15 protein-coding genes, 1 tRNA gene and 1 CRISPR repeat array are annotated in these 18,444 nt (G+C 41.0%); of the genes, 13 read left to right on the plus strand and 3 right to left on the minus strand.

Annotated elements, in window-relative coordinates; all coding sequences use genetic code 11:
* Nucleotides 1-161: 161 nt before the first annotated feature.
* Together NWP21_RS15090 and NWP21_RS15095 are read left to right on the plus strand one after the other, a co-directional pair.
* A complete protein-coding gene (locus NWP21_RS15090) occupies nucleotides 162-1,097 on the plus strand; it encodes a LysR family transcriptional regulator (protein WP_280793294.1) in 936 nt (311 codons plus the stop codon).
* 826 nt (nucleotides 1,098-1,923) lie between these two features.
* On the plus strand, nucleotides 1,924-2,478 hold the full coding sequence (locus tag NWP21_RS15095) for a hypothetical protein (RefSeq protein WP_280793295.1): 555 nt from the start codon (nucleotides 1,924-1,926) through the stop codon (nucleotides 2,476-2,478).
* On the opposite strand, the gene NWP21_RS15100 is transcribed toward NWP21_RS15095, so the two are convergent.
* A complete protein-coding gene (locus NWP21_RS15100; protein WP_280793296.1) occupies nucleotides 2,475-3,359 on the minus strand; it encodes an alpha/beta hydrolase in 885 nt (294 codons plus the stop codon). The two genes, NWP21_RS15095 and NWP21_RS15100, sit on opposite strands and share 4 nt — an antisense overlap.
* 112 nt (nucleotides 3,360-3,471) lie before the next feature.
* On the opposite strand from NWP21_RS15100, the gene NWP21_RS15105 reads away from it, so the two are divergent.
* The 8 genes from NWP21_RS15105 to NWP21_RS15140 all read left to right on the plus strand — a co-directional run bounded on the left by NWP21_RS15105 (nucleotide 3,472) and on the right by NWP21_RS15140 (nucleotide 14,163).
* Nucleotides 3,472-3,780, plus strand: coding sequence for a carbon dioxide-concentrating mechanism protein CcmK (locus NWP21_RS15105; protein ID WP_271733372.1), 309 nt, complete (start codon nucleotides 3,472-3,474; stop codon nucleotides 3,778-3,780).
* 66 nt (nucleotides 3,781-3,846) lie between these two features.
* Complete coding sequence (locus tag NWP21_RS15110) at nucleotides 3,847-4,197, plus strand: BMC domain-containing protein (protein WP_271733371.1); 351 nt, start codon at nucleotides 3,847-3,849, stop codon at nucleotides 4,195-4,197.
* A gap of 361 nt (nucleotides 4,198-4,558) precedes the next feature.
* Nucleotides 4,559-5,755 (plus strand): HetZ-related protein 2, encoded by a 1,197-nt coding sequence (locus tag NWP21_RS15115; RefSeq protein WP_280793297.1) that lies wholly within the window; start codon nucleotides 4,559-4,561, stop codon nucleotides 5,753-5,755.
* Nucleotides 5,756-6,131: 376 nt separating this feature from the next.
* On the plus strand, nucleotides 6,132-7,916 hold the full coding sequence (locus NWP21_RS15120; RefSeq protein ID WP_280793299.1) for a M61 family metallopeptidase: 1,785 nt from the start codon (nucleotides 6,132-6,134) through the stop codon (nucleotides 7,914-7,916).
* A 382-nt stretch (nucleotides 7,917-8,298) separates the two neighbouring features.
* The gene (locus tag NWP21_RS15125) at nucleotides 8,299-9,603 is read left to right on the plus strand and encodes a hypothetical protein (RefSeq protein WP_280793300.1); all 1,305 of its coding nucleotides are present in this window, start codon (nucleotides 8,299-8,301) and stop codon (nucleotides 9,601-9,603) included.
* Between the two features lie 751 nt (nucleotides 9,604-10,354).
* Nucleotides 10,355-12,162: direct repeats of the CRISPR family, unit length 36 nt; unit sequence GTCCCCACTCGCTGGGGACATTATTTGAATGGAAAC.
* 394 nt (nucleotides 12,163-12,556) lie between these two features.
* Nucleotides 12,557-13,210 carry a ParA family protein gene (locus NWP21_RS15130; RefSeq protein WP_280793301.1) on the plus strand — a complete coding sequence of 218 codons (654 nt, stop codon included), beginning with the start codon at nucleotides 12,557-12,559 and terminating at the stop codon, nucleotides 13,208-13,210.
* 12 nt (nucleotides 13,211-13,222) lie between these two features.
* The gene (locus NWP21_RS15135; protein WP_280793302.1) at nucleotides 13,223-13,693 is read left to right on the plus strand and encodes a hypothetical protein; all 471 of its coding nucleotides are present in this window, start codon (nucleotides 13,223-13,225) and stop codon (nucleotides 13,691-13,693) included.
* A gap of 2 nt (nucleotides 13,694-13,695) precedes the next feature.
* The gene (locus tag NWP21_RS15140; RefSeq protein ID WP_280793303.1) at nucleotides 13,696-14,163 is read left to right on the plus strand and encodes a restriction endonuclease; all 468 of its coding nucleotides are present in this window, start codon (nucleotides 13,696-13,698) and stop codon (nucleotides 14,161-14,163) included.
* A gap of 211 nt (nucleotides 14,164-14,374) precedes the next feature.
* Here the strand turns inward: NWP21_RS15140 and NWP21_RS15145 are convergent.
* Nucleotides 14,375-14,447 (minus strand) — tRNA-Arg (locus tag NWP21_RS15145).
* Between the two features lie 128 nt (nucleotides 14,448-14,575).
* On the minus strand, nucleotides 14,576-15,889 hold the full coding sequence (gene trmFO, locus NWP21_RS15150) for an FADH(2)-oxidizing methylenetetrahydrofolate--tRNA-(uracil(54)-C(5))-methyltransferase TrmFO (RefSeq protein ID WP_280793304.1): 1,314 nt from the start codon (nucleotides 15,887-15,889) through the stop codon (nucleotides 14,576-14,578).
* Between the two features lie 129 nt (nucleotides 15,890-16,018).
* On the opposite strand from trmFO, the gene NWP21_RS15155 reads away from it, so the two are divergent.
* The 3 genes from NWP21_RS15155 to trpD all read left to right on the plus strand — a co-directional run bounded on the left by NWP21_RS15155 (nucleotide 16,019) and on the right by trpD (nucleotide 18,203).
* Nucleotides 16,019-16,201, plus strand: a complete 183-nt coding sequence (locus NWP21_RS15155) for a hypothetical protein (protein WP_280793305.1) — start codon at nucleotides 16,019-16,021, stop codon at nucleotides 16,199-16,201.
* Nucleotides 16,202-16,368: 167 nt separating this feature from the next.
* Nucleotides 16,369-16,635 (plus strand): hypothetical protein, encoded by a 267-nt coding sequence (locus tag NWP21_RS15160; protein WP_271733359.1) that lies wholly within the window; start codon nucleotides 16,369-16,371, stop codon nucleotides 16,633-16,635.
* 494 nt (nucleotides 16,636-17,129) lie between these two features.
* On the plus strand, nucleotides 17,130-18,203 hold the full coding sequence (gene trpD / locus NWP21_RS15165) for an anthranilate phosphoribosyltransferase (RefSeq protein WP_280793306.1): 1,074 nt from the start codon (nucleotides 17,130-17,132) through the stop codon (nucleotides 18,201-18,203).
* The last annotated feature ends 241 nt before the right edge of the window (nucleotides 18,204-18,444 follow it).

Raw genomic sequence — 18,444 nt, forward strand, 5'->3', positions numbered from 1 at the left:
AACTTGTGAATACCATAAATAAAACAACTTTCTTTGAATAAGATTAATAGATTTTTATCTATAGGATAATTCAGAACTTCGTATGAGTGGTTCTGTTGCATTGGCAAGTGTTCAGTGATACTAGATTTATAGATGAAATTTCTATTAGAGGAGAATCACCCTTGAAGCAGGCAACGCTACACCAGTTGAAGGTGTTTGAGGCAGCGGCACGGCACAGTAGCTTTACTCGTGCGGCTGAGGAATTATTTCTTACTCAACCTACCGTGTCGATGCAAATTAAACAACTCACGAAATCGGTGGGGTTGCCATTATTTGAGCAGGTGGGAAAACGTCTATTCTTAACAGAGGCAGGGAGGGAATTATTTACCACTTGTCGGCAGATTTTTGAAACCATGGCCAAGTTTGAAATGACTGTGGCGGATTTAAAAGGTCTTAAACAGGGGCAATTACGGTTGGCAGTGATTACAACGGCTAAGTATTTTATTCCTCGTTTATTAGGGCCGTTTTGTCAACTTTATCCCGGAATTGAGATTTCCTTACAAGTAACCAACCATGAACGCATTTTGGAACGGATGCTGAATAACATGGATGATCTGTACATTTTAAGTCAAGTTCCAGAAAATATCGATGTCAACTATGAGCCATTTTTAGACAACCCTTTAGTAGTATTTGCACCCGTTAATCATCCCTTGGCAAAACAGAAAAATATCCCCATAAAAAGGTTGACAAATGAACCTTTTATTATGCGCGAACCTGGTTCAGGGACTCGCCGCGCCGTGCAGAAACTCTTTGATCAATATGGTGTGAAGGTAAAAGTTAAACTGGAATTGGGCAGCAATGAGGCTATTAAACAGGCGATCGCCGGGGGGTTGGGAATTTCTGTTTTATCTCGCCATACCTTAATGCCAGACTCTTCTGAGTTCGCTATTTTGGATGTAGAACATTTCCCCATCAAGCGAACTTGGTTCATAGGTTATCCATCTGGTAAACAATTATCTATTGTCGCCCGTACTTATTACGAGTATTTACTGGAGTCCGCCAAAAAGTTTGTCGAGGAAAATGGTGATTACGGTAACACTCACGTTGATAAAGTGTAAAAGTTACTGTATTTATTCATACCAATAATTGGGGCTATACTTGGGGGATATATTTAGAAAATACTTAGCAGTCTGCCGGTGGTAAGGGCAACTGCGTGGGTGTACAAAGCCTAAACTTTAACAATTGTCCCTCCGGGGATACTACCCTAGGTGGTCAATTATTCCCACATTTGAGATATTAGAGAATTTTATACATTTTCCTTGCGTATTTGCCCACAGTTATAAAAACCAAAGAACAGCCAGAATACTAGCAGGGATGAGGTTAGTAGCAGAATTGGTATGGGGCCAAACCTAGCAATTAAAGGTGGTGCAGCAGCTGTAAATAAACCACCACCAATAATAGGTTCAATCTGACAGTCGATCGCTGATTATGATTAAATTTAGGTGGTGTGTGAATCCTGGATTTGCTGGAATAAGCTGGAATAATTTTTATGGTCAATTTTGTTGTCGGCAAGCTGCAAAATTTTCACGAACAATAATAGTATGAGGATGATTGTCTCCCAGCAGGCGTTATTTTTTTGTGATAGGATGCCACACAAAGGGCTATATTTATGTAAGGCAGCCTGGGAAATCAGCATTGTTAAAAATATCCTCAAGAGTTAGGGAGAAGTCGATCAAACGACTACAGTAGTTAATTTAGCTGCACAATTCACGTAAAATAATAAGTTTATTATTGATGCAGATATTGAAGCTTTTGCCAGTTCATAGGGAAAGCAAAATCACAACTAGAGTCGCTCGCTATTGCTGAATGGCGAGAGAAAAATACACCCTAGGGGGAGTGATAAACCAGGTCTGCAAAAGAATTACAGCGTTATTGGAGAAAATAATGGTTAAGCAAAATCTATCCGAATCACTACAGCAAGAGGCACAAAAATTGATACTACTTGAAAATGAAGCTGCGGTTGAAGTTACAGCACAGGAAGTTACCGAACAGAATGTTTTAGCAACAGAGCAATTACTTAACCCCCATGATGCTGCTATGTCTAGTTCAAAACATTTAGAAACTACTGTGGAAAAATTAAAACAAACTCTGGAAGAATATCAAAATAAAGAAAAAACTCTGCAAAAACAAATTGTTGATTTACAATCAAATTTGTATGAAAAGCAAGTATTAACAGAAAGGCTGACTAAAGAACTGCACGAAGCTAAACAAACCGCCCTACAGCTTGCAGAGTCTAACTCTCAATTAATACAACAAAGTAAATCCCACATCCCACTAAAACAGGATAAGTCAGCAATTCCCAAGAAAGAAAGTGCAATCCAAGTCAAAGAGAAATATAATCCAGTTGGCTATAAAAAATCACATCGGTCTCCTGAAAATCTGCCAGAACGTCAAAAACAAAATGATGATTTTACGGATAAAACTTGGTTGTATGACTAATTGATCATTGCTAAAATTTGTTTGGCGGTAACTTCTGGCTGTTCTAAGTGGGGAACATGACCAGCATCTTTGATCCAAACAAGGTTACTACTAGGAATCGCTTGGGTAAACTTTTTAGCGTCCGATGTACCTAAAATTTTATCCGTATCTCCCCATAAGATGAGAGTTGGTTGGACAATGCTGGTAAGCTGCTGTGGTTTAAAAGCGCGATACCCACCACTTTTAGTAAAAGCTATTAAGGCTTGAGTCCAGTTAGGCATTTCTAGGTGTAATGAGGCACATATTCGAGCATCAGTCGAGGCGAGTAACTGATTTTTGTAAGCAGCGCGGGAAATGCGATCGCGTATATGAGGATTACGCAAAAAATTAGCTGCTAAAGAATCCAATGGGGGAAACATCAAGCTTGAGGGTGAACCCCCCTTCAAACCAGCGCTATCGATTAACACGAGTTTCTGCACCAATTCTGGGTAAGTTAGGGTAAAATCAATGGCAGCTGCACCCCCCATAGACGCACCCACTAAAATCACAGGTTGGTTAATTAAAGTTTTCCAGAAATAATACAGATGAGTTTTGATAGCCAGGGGACTAAATTGCACATCGGTAATTCTGTCTGTGAACCCAAAGCCTAATAAATCCACAGCCCAAGTTTCATTATCTCTTGGTAGCAGTGGTAAAAGGCGACGGAATTCAAACACAGAACTGTCGAATCCGTGAATTAATAAAATAGGTGTACCGCCACTACCCTTTTGCACATAGGTAGTGGTAATTGGTTGATTAGTTAAAGGAGTGGCGATCGCTTGAGCCTGAATAATTTGAGCCAAGGCGATGGAGGTAGGTTCAGTTAGTTGTCCAACTGTGGGAGGTAAGAAATTAGGAAACATAATTCTTTAGTTTACACCGGGGCGAAGAGAAAATTTTGCTAAATGTCAAAGTTGGTACGAAACCCTCGTACAATTAATATCACTTGATTTTTTAGACTCAGGAGCTAATGCCATGCCCATGGCGGTTGGCGTCATTGAAACCTTGGGCTTTCCTGCTGTACTAGCAGCAGCAGATGCCATGGTTAAATCTGCCGCAGTCACAATTGTGTATTATGGTCAAGCCGAAAGCGCTCGCTTGTTAGTCGCTGTTCGGGGACACGTTGCTGAAGTTCAAAGGGCTGTCGAAGCAGGAATATTAGCCGGAGAACAAGCTTATGGTGGTCAAGTAATTACCCACTATATTGTTCCTAACCCCCCGGAAAACGTCGAGACCATTTTACCGATCCACTTCACCGAAACATCTGATCCGTTCCGTATGTAATAGGTAAATTCCTCAGGACAATAAATTTGTCGCCCCAAATACGTTAATTCATACAGGAGATTACTAATGTCACTACAGGCCGTTGGCGCACTTGAAACAAAAGGTTTTCCTGCTGTACTAGCAGCAGCAGATGCGATGGTGAAAGCTGGTCGCGTCACCCTTGTTGGTTATATCAGAGTCGGTAGCGCTCGTTTTACAGTAAATATTCGCGGGGATGTTTCCGAGGTCAAAACTGCTATGGCCGCTGGTGTTGAAGCTGCGGAAAATGTTTATGGTGGTACTTTGGAATCTTGGGTGATTATTCCCCGTCCCCATGAAAACGTGGAAGCTGTTCTACCAATCGCCTATACAGATCAGGTTCAACAGTATCGGGATTCTGTAGAAAACCCCATCGTGCGTTCATCTAACAGGTTTTGACCCCTTCCCATGTTTTGTATGGGACCAAAATTCAGCTAAACCTTTAATTTACACACCTCAACTAAAAGTTAAGGTGTGTCTATTTTTAGCCTCCGTTGGCATACATCAACACAAAAAACTAGAATTTTCCTCAATTGTGCATAAAGTTAGTCAATCCAGACGTAATAACAATAAAACATCTCAGATGTTCTGATGTCAAAACTAATTTGACTAGAGTAGGGCGGCGTTCCTGGTAAATAGGGAAATTGATTAGCACTATTCCTTGACTGAAAAGCACGCCTTTTAGGGTGGCGAATTTATGCGCCCGTACCTTGCATTTATATTCATGGTCGGGGATAGGTTACGGAGGTTCTGGTGATAAATGGGGGTTGTGATGCCGAGTTTAATACAGGTTCTTGAGGGACGCAAGGCAAAGGATAGGGAAAATTTAGCTGATTACTGGGGTAAGCGTCTAGCCGCGGACTGTCCAGAACAAAGTATAGCCAACCGAGAAAGTATTATTCTCTGGCTTTTGGGAAGTGATTTAAAATGCTCGGATCAGTTGAATCACCAACAACTCAACATTGCTCAACAATGTATTCAGTATCGCTGGAGGATTTTACATCAGCACTACCTGGGCTACGGAAGAGAAGTGGCCTATCGTCACCTACTAATTCGTTTAGCAGGTTTGGTGACATTACGCAATAAGATTCAGACTTGGGTTTCTTTGAGTTGCGATCGCCAGCGTACTGTCATCGATGTGTTACAAGAGGTCTTACAAGACTTACTACAAAATGATCGATATATGCACCAGCAAATGGCTTGTATAGCTGAATTTACCATCGATCAACGTCTGCGGGATACCCTTTTATTTGCCAGTATAGAAGAGTATTCTATGCGCCCAATACGTAATCAACCCTTACTGCTATACAGATTTGTCAACTACCTGCGGCGAATTCAGCGTGGTGGCTTAACCCAAGTGCCAAATACTGAATTGGTCAAGATGGTTTCGGTACACACCCTCTCAGATAACAGTGAGAATGGCTTGACCCGGGCTGATCATCGAGCGATCGCCCAATATCAAAAGACACAAGAACTAGAAGAACAGCAGATACTGCGGCATCTGGTAAAAAAAGAATTTGCCGAATATTTACGACAAACCCTAGGAAAAGAGGCAGTAGAGTGGCTGAGTTTGTATCTGCAAGGGCAGTCTCAAGATGACATCGCGAAAAAACTACATAAGTCTACCAAGGAAATTTACCGACTGCGAGAAAAAATTAGCTACCATGCTGTGCGCATCTTTGCCCTCAAAGTTAATCCAGAACTGGTTGATAACTGGTTGGCAATATCCCTCCCGGAAAATAATTTGGGGCTAACTGAAAACCAATGGCAGCGACTGTACGAAATCTTAACTCCTATGAAGCGACAGATCCTAGACTTGCGTAAAGCAGGTAACTCTATAGAAGCAACGTCTAAACAGTTAAACCTCAGCCAGCATCAAGTCTTAGCCGAATGGAGAAAAGTTTATCTCGCAGCCCAATCTTTAAGAACTCGGAATACGAACTGTCCCAGGATCTAGGCCAAAGATGGGGAATGTCGCAGATCCGGTTAAATGTGGGAAACTACCTATATATAATCAATCTGAGACTGGTGAAATATGTTCAAAAGTTGACTGTAATTATATGTGCTGAGATTGCGGCAATAGAACAGATAGAAATGTGCCACATAGACAATTCGTTTTCATTCCGCATCTAGTGCTGCGGTAAGGTATACGGAAAATATGCTGCAAGAGTATAAACTACTACGCACAAAATCCGAGTAACAACCGTGAGAACCAGAGCATGGCGAGTGTCAATCAGTCTTAAGTCTACAGTTGTTAACTATTAACTATTGACTATTGACCATTAACTCTTGACTATTAACTATTAAGTGAGGATTTATAACTCTTTTTACACATGATTAAAGCAACAGCACCTCATATCGAGATTGGCATCCAGGAAACAGTACCGGCAATTCATTACCTTGTGGCAATGCCTCAACCAGAAACTCACCTGTTTGAGGTTACATTGGAGCTAACTAACCATTCATCGCAAATTCTTGACTTGAAAATGCCAGTATGGACACCAGGGTCATACTTGGTGCGAGAATACGCCAAAAATCTCCAAGATTTTGCCGCTTTTGCCGGCGATAAGCCTTTAAACTGGCGAAAAATTAGTAAAAACCACTGGCAGGTAAATACAAGTGGTGTTTCACAGTTAAGTGTGCGTTACCGAATCTTTGCCAATGAGCTATCGGTACGGACGAATCATTTAGATAAGACTCACGCCTATTTCAATGGTGCTGCACTGTTTTTTAGACTCCCTACTTGGGAAAGTCTACCAATTCAGATTACTGTCGTACCACCACAGCCAGACTGGCGGGTAACTACTTCTTTACCCACAGTTGGTGGGCAAAGCCATACTTTCTGTGCTGGGGATTTTGATACCCTTGTGGATAGCCCCTTTGAAATTGGTAACCACCAATCATATTACTTTGAGGTTTTGGACAAGCCCCATGAACTGGCTATCTGGGGAGAAGGGAATTTACCATCAGAACGGGTAATTACTGATATCAAAAAAATTATTCAGGTAGAAGCTGAGATGTTTGGGGGTTTACCCTATGACAGATATATTTTTCTCCTGCATTTATTCGCCCAAGCTTATGGAGGATTGGAGCATAAAAACTGTTGTTCATTAATTTACCAGCGTTTTGGGTTTCGCAATCAGGAGAATTACGAGCGGTTTGTGCAATTAGTGGCACATGAATTTTTTCACCTGTGGAATGTCAAGCGGATTCGCCCCAAAGGGTTAGAAGTCTTTGATTATGAGCAGGAAAATTATACACCTTCTTTGTGGTTCTGTGAAGGAACTACAAGTTACTATGACTTACTGATTCCTTTGCGAGCTGGCATTTATGATGCTAAGTCTTATTTAAATCATTTGAGTAAGGAAATTACTAGATTTCTGACAACGCCAGGGCGCAAGGTGCAAACACTCGCGGAGTCGAGTTTTGATGCTTGGATTAAACTTTATCGTCCAGATGCCAACAGCAGCAATTCCCAAATGTCCTATTATCTTAAGGGGGAAATGGTTTCTTTGTTGCTAGACTTGTTGATTAGAGCGCGACATGGCAATAAGCGATCGCTTGATGATGTGATGCTGCAAATGTGGCGGAAATTTGGAGAACCGGAACTTGGCTACACCCCGGAACAGTTACAGGAGGTAGTTGAATCAGTAGCGGGTGTGGATTTGTCCAATTTCTTTGAATCCTACATTAACAGCACTGATGAATTACCTTTTAATCATTACTTCCAACCCTTCGGTTTACATCTGGTAGCGGAACGGGAAGAAGCACCTTATTTAGGTATCAAGGTGAAAACCGAACATGGCCGGGAAGTAATTAAATCCGTAGAAGTGGGTTCACCAGCACAACTAGCGGGAATTGATCCGGGTGATGAGTTGTTGGCGATTGGGGGTGTACGCTTAACTGCTAGTCAACTTAATGAGCGCCTCCAAGACTACCAACCACAGGATAGTATTGAAGTAACAGTTTTTCACCAAGATGAATTACGTACCCATTCTGTTACCCTGGGTACACCACGCCCTGGTAAATTTGAGATTTTGCCAGTAGCTAATCCCGATAGCTTACAAACAGAGAATGGCGCAGGATGGTTAGGAGTACCGATAGTTAATCTTGGTTGATAGGAGGTTGGGAGGCTCTTTTTGCCTCTCATCCCTGATTCTCTGGTTGTTGCAGCTACAAGCAACACATCCTTACAGTTGTTGAGTTACGCAAATATAAAATATACAATTTACACTTAGAGGATGGCGATCGCCTTCTGAATGTATAAGCATTATACTAAGTAATTTCTCCTGGTCTAATCATGGTGTGTTGCTCAACTTATACCGGTTGAGGCTACCAATAATCAGGCTTTTTGATAAAAATATCGCGGTAAGCGGGAAACTCAGCGGCTTTAGACCTCAGAGTGTCAATGGTGCTTTACAGATTAATGGCTAGTGGCTACCCTAGGGTAATCGATAAATTGCCATTATTATTGATTACCGGTAATTCATGTTTGAGCTTATGCGTATCTTTTCAACCCGAAAACTCGGCTTTACATTAGGTTTTGGTGCTTTTGTGGTCATCAGTACAGCCACTAGTACTTTATTCAGTCACTCAAACAGTGAACCAGGGATTTCAGAACATGAGAATAAAAATTATTTTTTAACTAAATCACAGATTTCCCAAGCTCAAATTTGGCAAAATCCTGTTATTATTCCCCAAATATCTGATTTAAATATTATCTCCCCAAATATCTCTACATCTACAATATCTCAAGGGGGAATACCTGTAAGTTATCCTGTGGTTGACGAGTGGCAAAGGTTCAAGTTTAGTATTCAAGGTAGCCAGGTTTTCAGTCCTGCTAAACTACCCACATCTAATATCAATTTTCAACAAAGAGATTTATTAACCGTTCTAGTTAACACCAGAAATTATTTTCAAAACCATGCGGATAAAGACCCAACTATTTTTCGCCGGGGTCTGCTGGGTACTCAGGGAGTGAGTGTACAGGATATTGTCAGAACTTTAGATTTTATGATTACTATATTAAGGGAAGATATCGCCAACAATCGCATTACCAGGTTAAAAAATCCTGATTTTATTAATGATAATTTTCGGGTGATTAAATGGACTCCCCATAATCCTAGTGACCGGGGACAGAAGCAGGTAAGAATTACCAAATATGCTGTTTTTGAGCATACTGGGTCCCGTACTAAAACTTCTACTTATAATATCCCAATTTATAGTTTAAAAGATGACCAAATTGCTGATAAATTCTATACTAGATATACAAAACAGGATGTTTTATCAGGGATTTATGAGCCGGGTGGTAAAGAATATGGCAGAGTTCAACCCCTGGCTTATTTGACGCGCAATGGGTTAGAAGAAGCTTTAATGCAAGGAACAATCCTGATTAATTTTACCGATGGTACTCAAGCATTTTTCAATGTGGATAGAAATAATGGTATTTCCTATGTCCGGGGATTAAAAGCCACAGCACAACAGCGTTACTGGTATTTTAGAGAGGTGGATGGTATTAAAGGTTACGGACATAATATAAATGCGAAAATATCTATCAAGCCAGGAGTAACTTTTGCTGGGGATGTTTTGAATATGGGCTTAGGTAGAATAGTGGTGATTGAAGATACTAGAGGCGGTCGGCAACATTTACAAATGGGCGTGATTGCCGATACCGGGGGAGCATTTTTACCTAATCTTTATCAACTAGACTTTTTAGCGGGAACCTTTAAGAATCGCCAAGAGTTCACCCAGCATATTAGACAATTACCTGAGTTTGCCACAACATACTTTTTAGTGAAAAAGTGATGGCTGTTACTTGCAGGGTAAGGGTTTGAGTCAGTACAATATCCCGGACTTCTCTAAGAGGATGTTTGATAAGTTTTTTATTGTCATCAATGACACTGATTGATCCCCCCAACCCCCCTTAAAAAGGGGGGCTAAATTTTTAACAAAAGGGTGATTTAGGGGTATCTGAAAATATTCGATACATCATGAGAGACTTTTAAAACATCCTCTGAGGGTGAATGTCAGTGTTGTTAAGGCTACAGCGCTAGTTAGTCCTATTAATTCCATGGGTTTTACCTTTGATGGTTAGTTAAATATTTAACGGTATGCGTACTTATAAGAAGAAACAGCAAAAGTTTAAATAGATGAAATTTATAATACCACGCTCTGGACATAATAAAATAAATGACACATTTATTTTATTCAATCTCAGTCATACTATTTAGGTAATCTTGTCATCTATCTTTAGATAGATTTTTGAGGATATAAAAATTTTAGAGTAGTATTGACCCCTCACCTTACAAAAGGATGGGGTATATGGCTTACAGCAGAGCGATTGCCTAAATACTGTTGTAATGCACCAGTTAACTATTACGGAGGTTCAATCAAAATACCTGAAATAGTGATTCTAATGTATTGAACCTCGGTCGCTTGCTGGGTAAGGGTTTCAGGAGTTTTGTTAGTATGCTAAATGCCATTTCAGCCGTTAAGTTTTCTGAACCTCGGAAAGTGCCTCTAGACTTCTTACAGGGTAAGGGGTTAAAATGCAGGGGTCCCCACTCGCTGGGGACATTATTTGAATGGAAACGTTCACTGTGAATGAGGCTTCACCGTCGTCTTTAACGTCCGTCCCCACTCGCTGGGGACATTATTTGAATGGAAACAGTTTCTCATAAATGTAAACACGGTCTACAAACCTATGTCCCCACTCGCTGGGGACATTATTTGAATGGAAACTTACTCTAGTCTACAGCTTTGCCCCGCCAGGCTAAACGTGTCCCCACTCGCTGGGGACATTATTTGAATGGAAACTTTTAACAACATGCTGCGGACAACCAGCGCCTTTTGCGTCCCCACTCGCTGGGGACATTATTTGAATGGAAACTCACCAAATGAAAAGACGTACTGACCTTCGTGCCAGTTTGTCCCCACTCGCTGGGGACATTATTTGAATGGAAACCAGGAGGGACAGTAGGGACAGTAGGGACAGTAGGGTCCCCACTCGCTGGGGACATTATTTGAATGGAAACATCGTCTAGGAGTACCCTAAATACACCTTCTTTTATGGTCCCCACTCGCTGGGGACATTATTTGAATGGAAACAAACCCATCCAAGTGTTATCAGTACGTCCTGGATTGTCCCCACTCGCTGGGGACATTATTTGAATGGAAACCTTCTTTTGAGTAAGGGGGGCGAACAATGGCCTTATCGTCCCCACTCGCTGGGGACATTATTTGAATGGAAACCCTCTTTAAAATGAAGTCCTATTAATTTTGCTGCAGGTCCCCACTCGCTGGGGACATTATTTGAATGGAAACGTAGATACTCTGTTTTGGAGTATTGAGGTATATGTGCTGTCCCCACTCGCTGGGGACATTATTTGAATGGAAACTAACTGGTAACTCTTGACTGGTGACGGGTAACTCTTCAGTCCCCACTCGCTGGGGACATTATTTGAATGGAAACCTCCTTCACACTGGGCACTTCTGCAATATTCAACATCAACGCGGGTCCCCACTCGCTGGGGACATTATTTGAATGGAAACATTTTGTGTGCGCGTTGTGTATCAGGATTCAGCATAGTCCCCACTCGCTGGGGACATTATTTGAATGGAAACCGTAGCGGTCGGAGTAACCAACTATGAGGATTTCAAAGTCCCCACTCGCTGGGGACATTATTTGAATGGAAACCGTCTAACCCAAGCCCCAACAACACTTTTGAAAGTTGTCCCCACTCGCTGGGGACATTATTTGAATGGAAACTAACCACCAAGCCATGGTCATCAGGGGCTTTATATGTCCCCACTCGCTGGGGACATTATTTGAATGGAAACCATAAGAGGGAAAAGTTTATTAGAAAGTACTCATCACAGTCCCCACTCGCTGGGGACATTATTTGAATGGAAACTTTCCTCTTTCGTCTGTTGGCCAGTCTATAATTATCGTCCCCACTCGCTGGGGACATTATTTGAATGGAAACAGCCATTGCTGGCGTTGCTTACGTAGTAGGCTATGTATTCCAGTCCCCACTCGCTGGGGACATTATTTGAATGGAAACAGTAAAGAGGGGTATGGTACCTACCACCATACATTGCCTGTCCCCACTCGCTGGGGACATTATTTGAATGGAAACATCATTTTATTTCGTTGATTACTTAACCTTATGTATAGTCCCGTCCCCACTCGCTGGGGACATTATTTGAATGGAAACTTTCCGCTAATCCATGCGATCGCGTTTCTTAAATCATACGTCCCCACTCGCTGGGGACATTATTTGAATGGAAACATCTTTGTTGTTAAACCCTAAATGTTGTTAAAAGAGTGTCCCCACTCGCTGGGGACATTAATCGAATTAATACTATTGACGTTTCGACTCCGCTCAACGACCGTTAAGACTTGGCTCAATGACCGTTAAGACTTGGCTCAACGAGCGCGGTTGATGGTTATAATCTGAATTTATGTTGGCTATCATTTTTAGTAGAACAATTAAGCCTCTGTTACAGGGGCTTAACTTTTATGTATTGGTAAAAACCCATTGGGGAGAGTGTTTGAGTCTACTGTTATGTAGTTACGTATACTAATCAAGGCATCCGTTAGGAAAAAGCAGAAAACATTGATTTATCTCAATTTTCTCAAAAATCTATTGCAATATTTTAGCCTTGCCGCGCCACTACGGACTTTATAGAACCCATTTGACATTGAATTATTTTAATAGTATAATTTATACAAAATTTATTGCAATAACCGTGCATAATGATAATTCTTTGTACCCACAATGATGGGGGTGTAGGAAAAACTACACTTGCTGTTCATATTTCAGGCATTGTGCTGAATAGAGAAGATAGGACACTCCTGGTGGATTGTGATGACCAAGCAGATTTTTGGCAATTTCATCTTGGTAGTATTCCAAACAAATTAAATGATTTAAAAAAGCTTGGAAATAGTGCAGTTATTTGGAATAAAGATCGGGCTTCTTTAACGAAACAAGTGCAAAAAGGGCAATATGATCATATTATTTTAGATATTGATAGTCCTCTTCAAAATACAGTTCAGACAATTATAGGTAATGATCCTGATTTAATTGTAGTCCCAGTTAATAAATCTCAAAAAATTAAAGCATTGCGTAATCTTCCCAGAACACTGAAAGTTATTTCTCAACTTGAAAGTAAAACTGGTCACCAGACCCAAGTAATTATTGTGCCTCTAGGAATATCAAAAGACTCTGTATCTGAAGTTGTTACTAAACTTAAAAAAGAAGATAAGCCCCAAAAATATAGAATCGCGCCAGAAATGCCCGATTATCAAGAGGAGATGCAAACTGCGATTTATCAAGATAGAAAATATATCTGGGATTATGAAGGTTTAGATTTTTTATATGATTACTTTGCCGATTTATTGGAAAGTTAAAGGAGATTAAAGATGTCCACAGACAATAAAAAAAAGGACGACTATTTAGCTGAACACGCTATTAATCATGGAATTAAATTAAAAGAAACTGAACAGGAAGAATCTGTCATCAAATATACAAATTCAGAATTAGACAAAATTCAGAAATTAACGGATATTCTTGCATTATCGAAAGAAGCGTTTATGGAATCAGCAATTAGCTATTTACATTTTCGTTTTACTAGCGATAAAGAAAATACACAAAAGACTATACATCATCAAACAGCACAGTATCAGCATGAGTTAAAAAAAATTGATATTGAACATAATATACCACCAAAGGAACGTGATCGACTTAAAGGAAAAATAAAGTTATCACCTGAAACATCTCAAAAATTAGATGAGTTAAACATGAAAGGGAAGATAAATGAATGCTTATTTACTGGAATTAATTTACTTTATGAACAACTAATTGATATAAAACCAGCAAAATCAGAAAACTAAGAATGGATTACTTAGAGATTGATGCATTAGTAAATGGAATTATTTATTCCAATGACGCAGTTAAACAAGAGTTAGGTAGGCGTTTTGCTGTTTATCTTGGTTTGACGCCAGGAAAATCTGGTAGTGATGGTGGAATAGATGGTTATGCAACAGTAAATAATGAAATGATTTATTTTCAATCTAAGTTATCTCAGAATATCTTGGATGCTTCCTTTACAGCGGATTTTGTTGGAAATCTTATAGTTCATGAAGCTGATATTGGAATAATGTTGGCTGGTATTGGTTATACAGATGGATTTCGTTCTCGTTTAGAGCAAGCTTCTCAAAGTAAGCTACTGAATATACAACCAAAGATTCATTTATTAAACCTTGAGGATGTTTTTGGAGAAACGACTACATTTAAAAAAGCGAGTAAAGATTTACCTATTTTGAGAGATTTAAGTAATGGAGAATGGGCTAAACACAAATAGGATATATAGGACTCCTATTTGATTTCTGAACAATTTCTGTTCGGTGTGTTCCCTTTCCTCACTATCATTTACTACCACAGGTAAATAATTGGGGAATGGGGAACGGGTAATATAAAGAAAGCCAGTTACACCACTGTTTCTAACTACTGGGTACAGTGGTTTATAAACGACGTTAAGTTAACCCAGTCAAATTATTTGGCAATTAACACAACGAGCGCGGAGGGATTTGAACCCCCGACCCACAGAACCGGAATCTGTTGCTCTATCCACTGAGCCACGCGCCCTAATTTTCTCCTATTATAGCACAAGTTAAAAAATAATTGGTAGGGTGGTGAACAGAATTAAAGAATACCCGGTAACCTACCCATGTACTGAAAAAATCAGCAACCCTCCCTTAGTGAGGGAGAAAAATTTAAAACTGATTTTTCCAGCTGGCTAAATCAGCCAAAGAGCGATCGCGATAACGCCCATAACGCTCCGGCTTACTTTTAATTTTGACACCCAAATCCGGCAAAATCCCAAAATTAGGTGGGATGGGTTGAAAGTGCTTCGGTGATGCTGAACTGATAAATTCTAATAACGCCCCCATCATAGTAGTGGGTGGTGCTGTTAAGAGTTCCTGACCCAAAGCCAACCGCGCCGCATTAGTTCCCGCTAACCAACCATCAGCAGCAGCAGCGGTATAACCTTCAGTACCAATCAACTGTCCCGCCGCGAATAAAGTAGGACGCTGCTTAAATTGTAAGGTGGAGTGGATTAACTGGGGGGCATTAATAAAAGTATTCCGGTGCATGACCCCCAACCGCACAAATTCGGCATTTTCTAACCCAGGAATCAAGCGGAAAACTCGTTTTTGTTCACCCCAGCGCAAGTTAGTTTGAAAGCCTACCATGTTCCACAGTTGACCGGCTTTATCTTCCTGGCGTAGCTGTACCACGGCGTAGGGACGTTCCCCAGTGCGACTATCCGAGAGTCCCACGGGTTTGAGTGGACCGTAGCGCATGGTGTCTTCTCCCCGGAGGGCTTGTTCTTCAATGGGTAAACAAGCTTCAAAAAATTTGGCTGTTTCCCGTTCAAAGTCTTTTAATTCCGTTTGTTCTGCTTGGCGCAGTTCTGACCAAAAGTGCAGATACTGCTGTTTATTCATGGGACAGTTGAGGTAGGCTGCTTCCCCTTTGTCATAGCGGGATGCCATAAAAGCGATATCATGATTTATGGACTCTCCCACAATAATGGGGCTAGCAGCATCGAAAAAGCTGAGGTATTCCATCCCCGTGAACCGGTGTAAATCGGCGGCTAAGTCGGGACTGGTTAACGGACCTGTAGCTAAAACTACGATTCCTTCGGGAATGGCTGTTACCTCACCCCGGCGAAATTCAATTAAGGGATGTTGACATAGGGTGGCGGTTAGGTCTTGGCTAAATTTCCCCCTATCTACCGCAAGGGCTCCCCCAGCAGGGACGGCGTGTTCATCGGCTTTGGAGATGACTATGGAATTGAGTTGACGTAGTTCGGCGTGTAAGAGTCCTGTGGCGCGATCGCTAGCCATAGCCCCAAAGGAATTACTACATACTAACTCGGCGACATCTTCTGTATGATGGGCTGGACTAAAGCGTTTTGGGCGCATTTCGTGGAGTATTACCGGTACGCCTGCTTGGGCTATTTGCCAAGCTGCTTCTGTCCCAGCTAGTCCACCTCCAATTACTTGTATTGATTGTTTATCCATATTTATAGGTTGAGGTTAGCCAATTTCCAATTGGTGGTGTATATCAATTTTGAGATATTTGGTGTCATACTAATTTTCTATACTAAAACTAAAGTTTGAGCATAAGAAAAATTTTTGGAGTGAATACTTATGGAATGGTCGAAAATAGTTGCAATTATTACAGGTGCTATTTCTGTGATTTTAGCGATCGCCTACCTTGTTTTAGTGCAATTGCTAGACTACCGGGATATGAAACCAGCTCCGGTAAGTGAATTAACACCACAGCAAGTTATAGTAGCATTAGCTTCTGATGATGCAGAAAACCTCTGGTAGAAATATTACCCTCCTTGGCTGTTAGAGATATGAGTATTCTTGTCTCTACTCTTTTTCAGTTCATCGATGCACATTAGGGATAGACTTTTGACAAAGTGGCAGAAAATTCATCATGCCAGTTGTTACATTAGTTAATTATTCATCTTTAATTTATAGGGGGTCAACTGATGGCAGAGCCTGATCAGGACGATAAAAAGAATTTTATTTACCCTCGTAGCCGATACTATGGTCAATTTGAGCCAAAAAACTTAATATTTAACGCCAATCTTCAAGAATTTGCTCAAAAAGTCGGCTATATCTCCAATTTAGAGACATCAGGGAAACTTACACCCCAACAAGCTTATAAACAAATTAAAACTCTTTGGAAACAGTTAAAACGCAGCAAAAAAGAACTAAGCATTGGTAACAAGGTGGAACCCCCAAGCATACCTTAAATTATTTAAAACCCGGGCTAAGTGTCTCAAACTCATCCCGGGTGAGTGACACCACCATATTTTCTGATGCGATTTGGATAATCCAACGGGTGTTGGCTTGACTGTCATAACTTGACTCCATTCCACAAACCACGCCTACTTTGCCCATTACGTAAGCTGGAAGTAGTATTAAAACCTGATCCCCGACTTTAACACTGTGTGAGGTATACAAGATTCCCCCTATAAATTCTACACTTCAGGATGAAATTATATAAGTAAAACCCCAAAAATATTTAATTTTAACTAAAACTTGCACATTTTATAACCTTATCTTAATCAAAATGGGCATAAATAATGCATTATCTCTTGCCAGCACCCCGAAAAAAACCGCCATCAATATAGTCAGAATGGGTTTTTTGACTTCCATACCTGATGATTGGCTGCTTTGCCATTTTTCGGTAGGATAGCTCCCATATCCTCAACTAGTGAGGGACACGTCACAACAAAGTAATCCTATGGCAACTTCCCCAATCCCGACTCAAGAATCCTCTGTTAACTGGCATCTCCTGCTACAACAATTAATGGACAGTGAATCATTGACCCGCATTCAAGCTGCTGAGTTGATGCAAGGGTGGTTAACTGAAACCGTCCCGCCTGAATTATCAGGGGCAATTTTAACGGCGCTGAACTTTAAAGGCATTTCCGCCGAAGAGTTGACAGGCATGGCTCAAGTGTTACAGTCTCAATCAAAACAGGGTACTAACGGAGAATCTACCCAAGGGATGATGAACCTCATAGATACCTGTGGTACTGGGGGGGACGGTTCATCAACCTTTAATATTTCTACAGCAGTGGCTTTTGTAGCTGCTGCCTATGGTGTACCCGTTGCTAAACATGGCAATCGCTCCGCCTCCAGTCTGACTGGTAGTGCGGATGTGTTGGAAGCATTGGGGGTAAATCTAACAGCTGCTAGTGAAAAGGTGCAGGCGGCAGTAAAAGAGGTGGGAATCACTTTCTTGTTTGCCCCTGGGTGGCATCCGGCACTCAAAGCCGTTGCTGGTTTACGACGGACTCTCAAAGTCAGAACCGTATTTAATTTACTAGGGCCCTTAGTCAATCCCTTATATCCCACGGGTCAAGTAGTGGGGCTATTTACTCCCAAGCTTTTAACCACTGTTGCCCAAGCATTGCATAACTTAGGTAAACAAAAAGCAATTGTCCTACATGGGAGGGAAAAACTGGATGAGGCTGGCTTAGGAGATATAACCGACTTGGCGGTTTTATCTGAAGGTAAGGTAGAATTAACTACTGTAAATCCCCTGGAAGTAGGTGTAACTCCGGCTGCCATTAGTGCGCTGCGGGGTGGGGATGTCCAAGAAAATGCAGTGATTTTGAAAGCAGTATTACAAGGTAAGGGAACTGTGGCACAACAGGACGCTGTGGCCTTAAATGCTTCCCTAGCCCTGCAAGTGGCGGGTGTAATTCCTTTATTAGACCATGCCCAAGGGGTGAATGTGTCTAGGGCAATTCTTGAGAGTGGTGCTGCTTGGCAAAAATTAGAACAGCTAGTTGAGTTTCTGCAGGATTAACTTTTGAGCCTGATTAGTGACTGAAATAATCGGTTCGGACATGAGCTAGTCCTAAGCTGACTATTTTATTGACAAAACTATACTTATATTGACAAGCGTTGACATAAGTGAGTTAAGAAAATCGCCCACTTGATATATAATCCTACGATATCAAGTATTGAATTAAGACTATTGCCAACGCGAAAACCAAGCAATGATAGCGGTAGTCTTTCTTGTAAATCTTAAGAGAAATATCGCGTCT

This window comes from Anabaenopsis sp. FSS-46, from assembly GCF_029891665.1.
In the GTDB taxonomy this organism is placed as follows: domain Bacteria; phylum Cyanobacteriota; class Cyanobacteriia; order Cyanobacteriales; family Nostocaceae; genus Anabaenopsis; species Anabaenopsis arnoldii.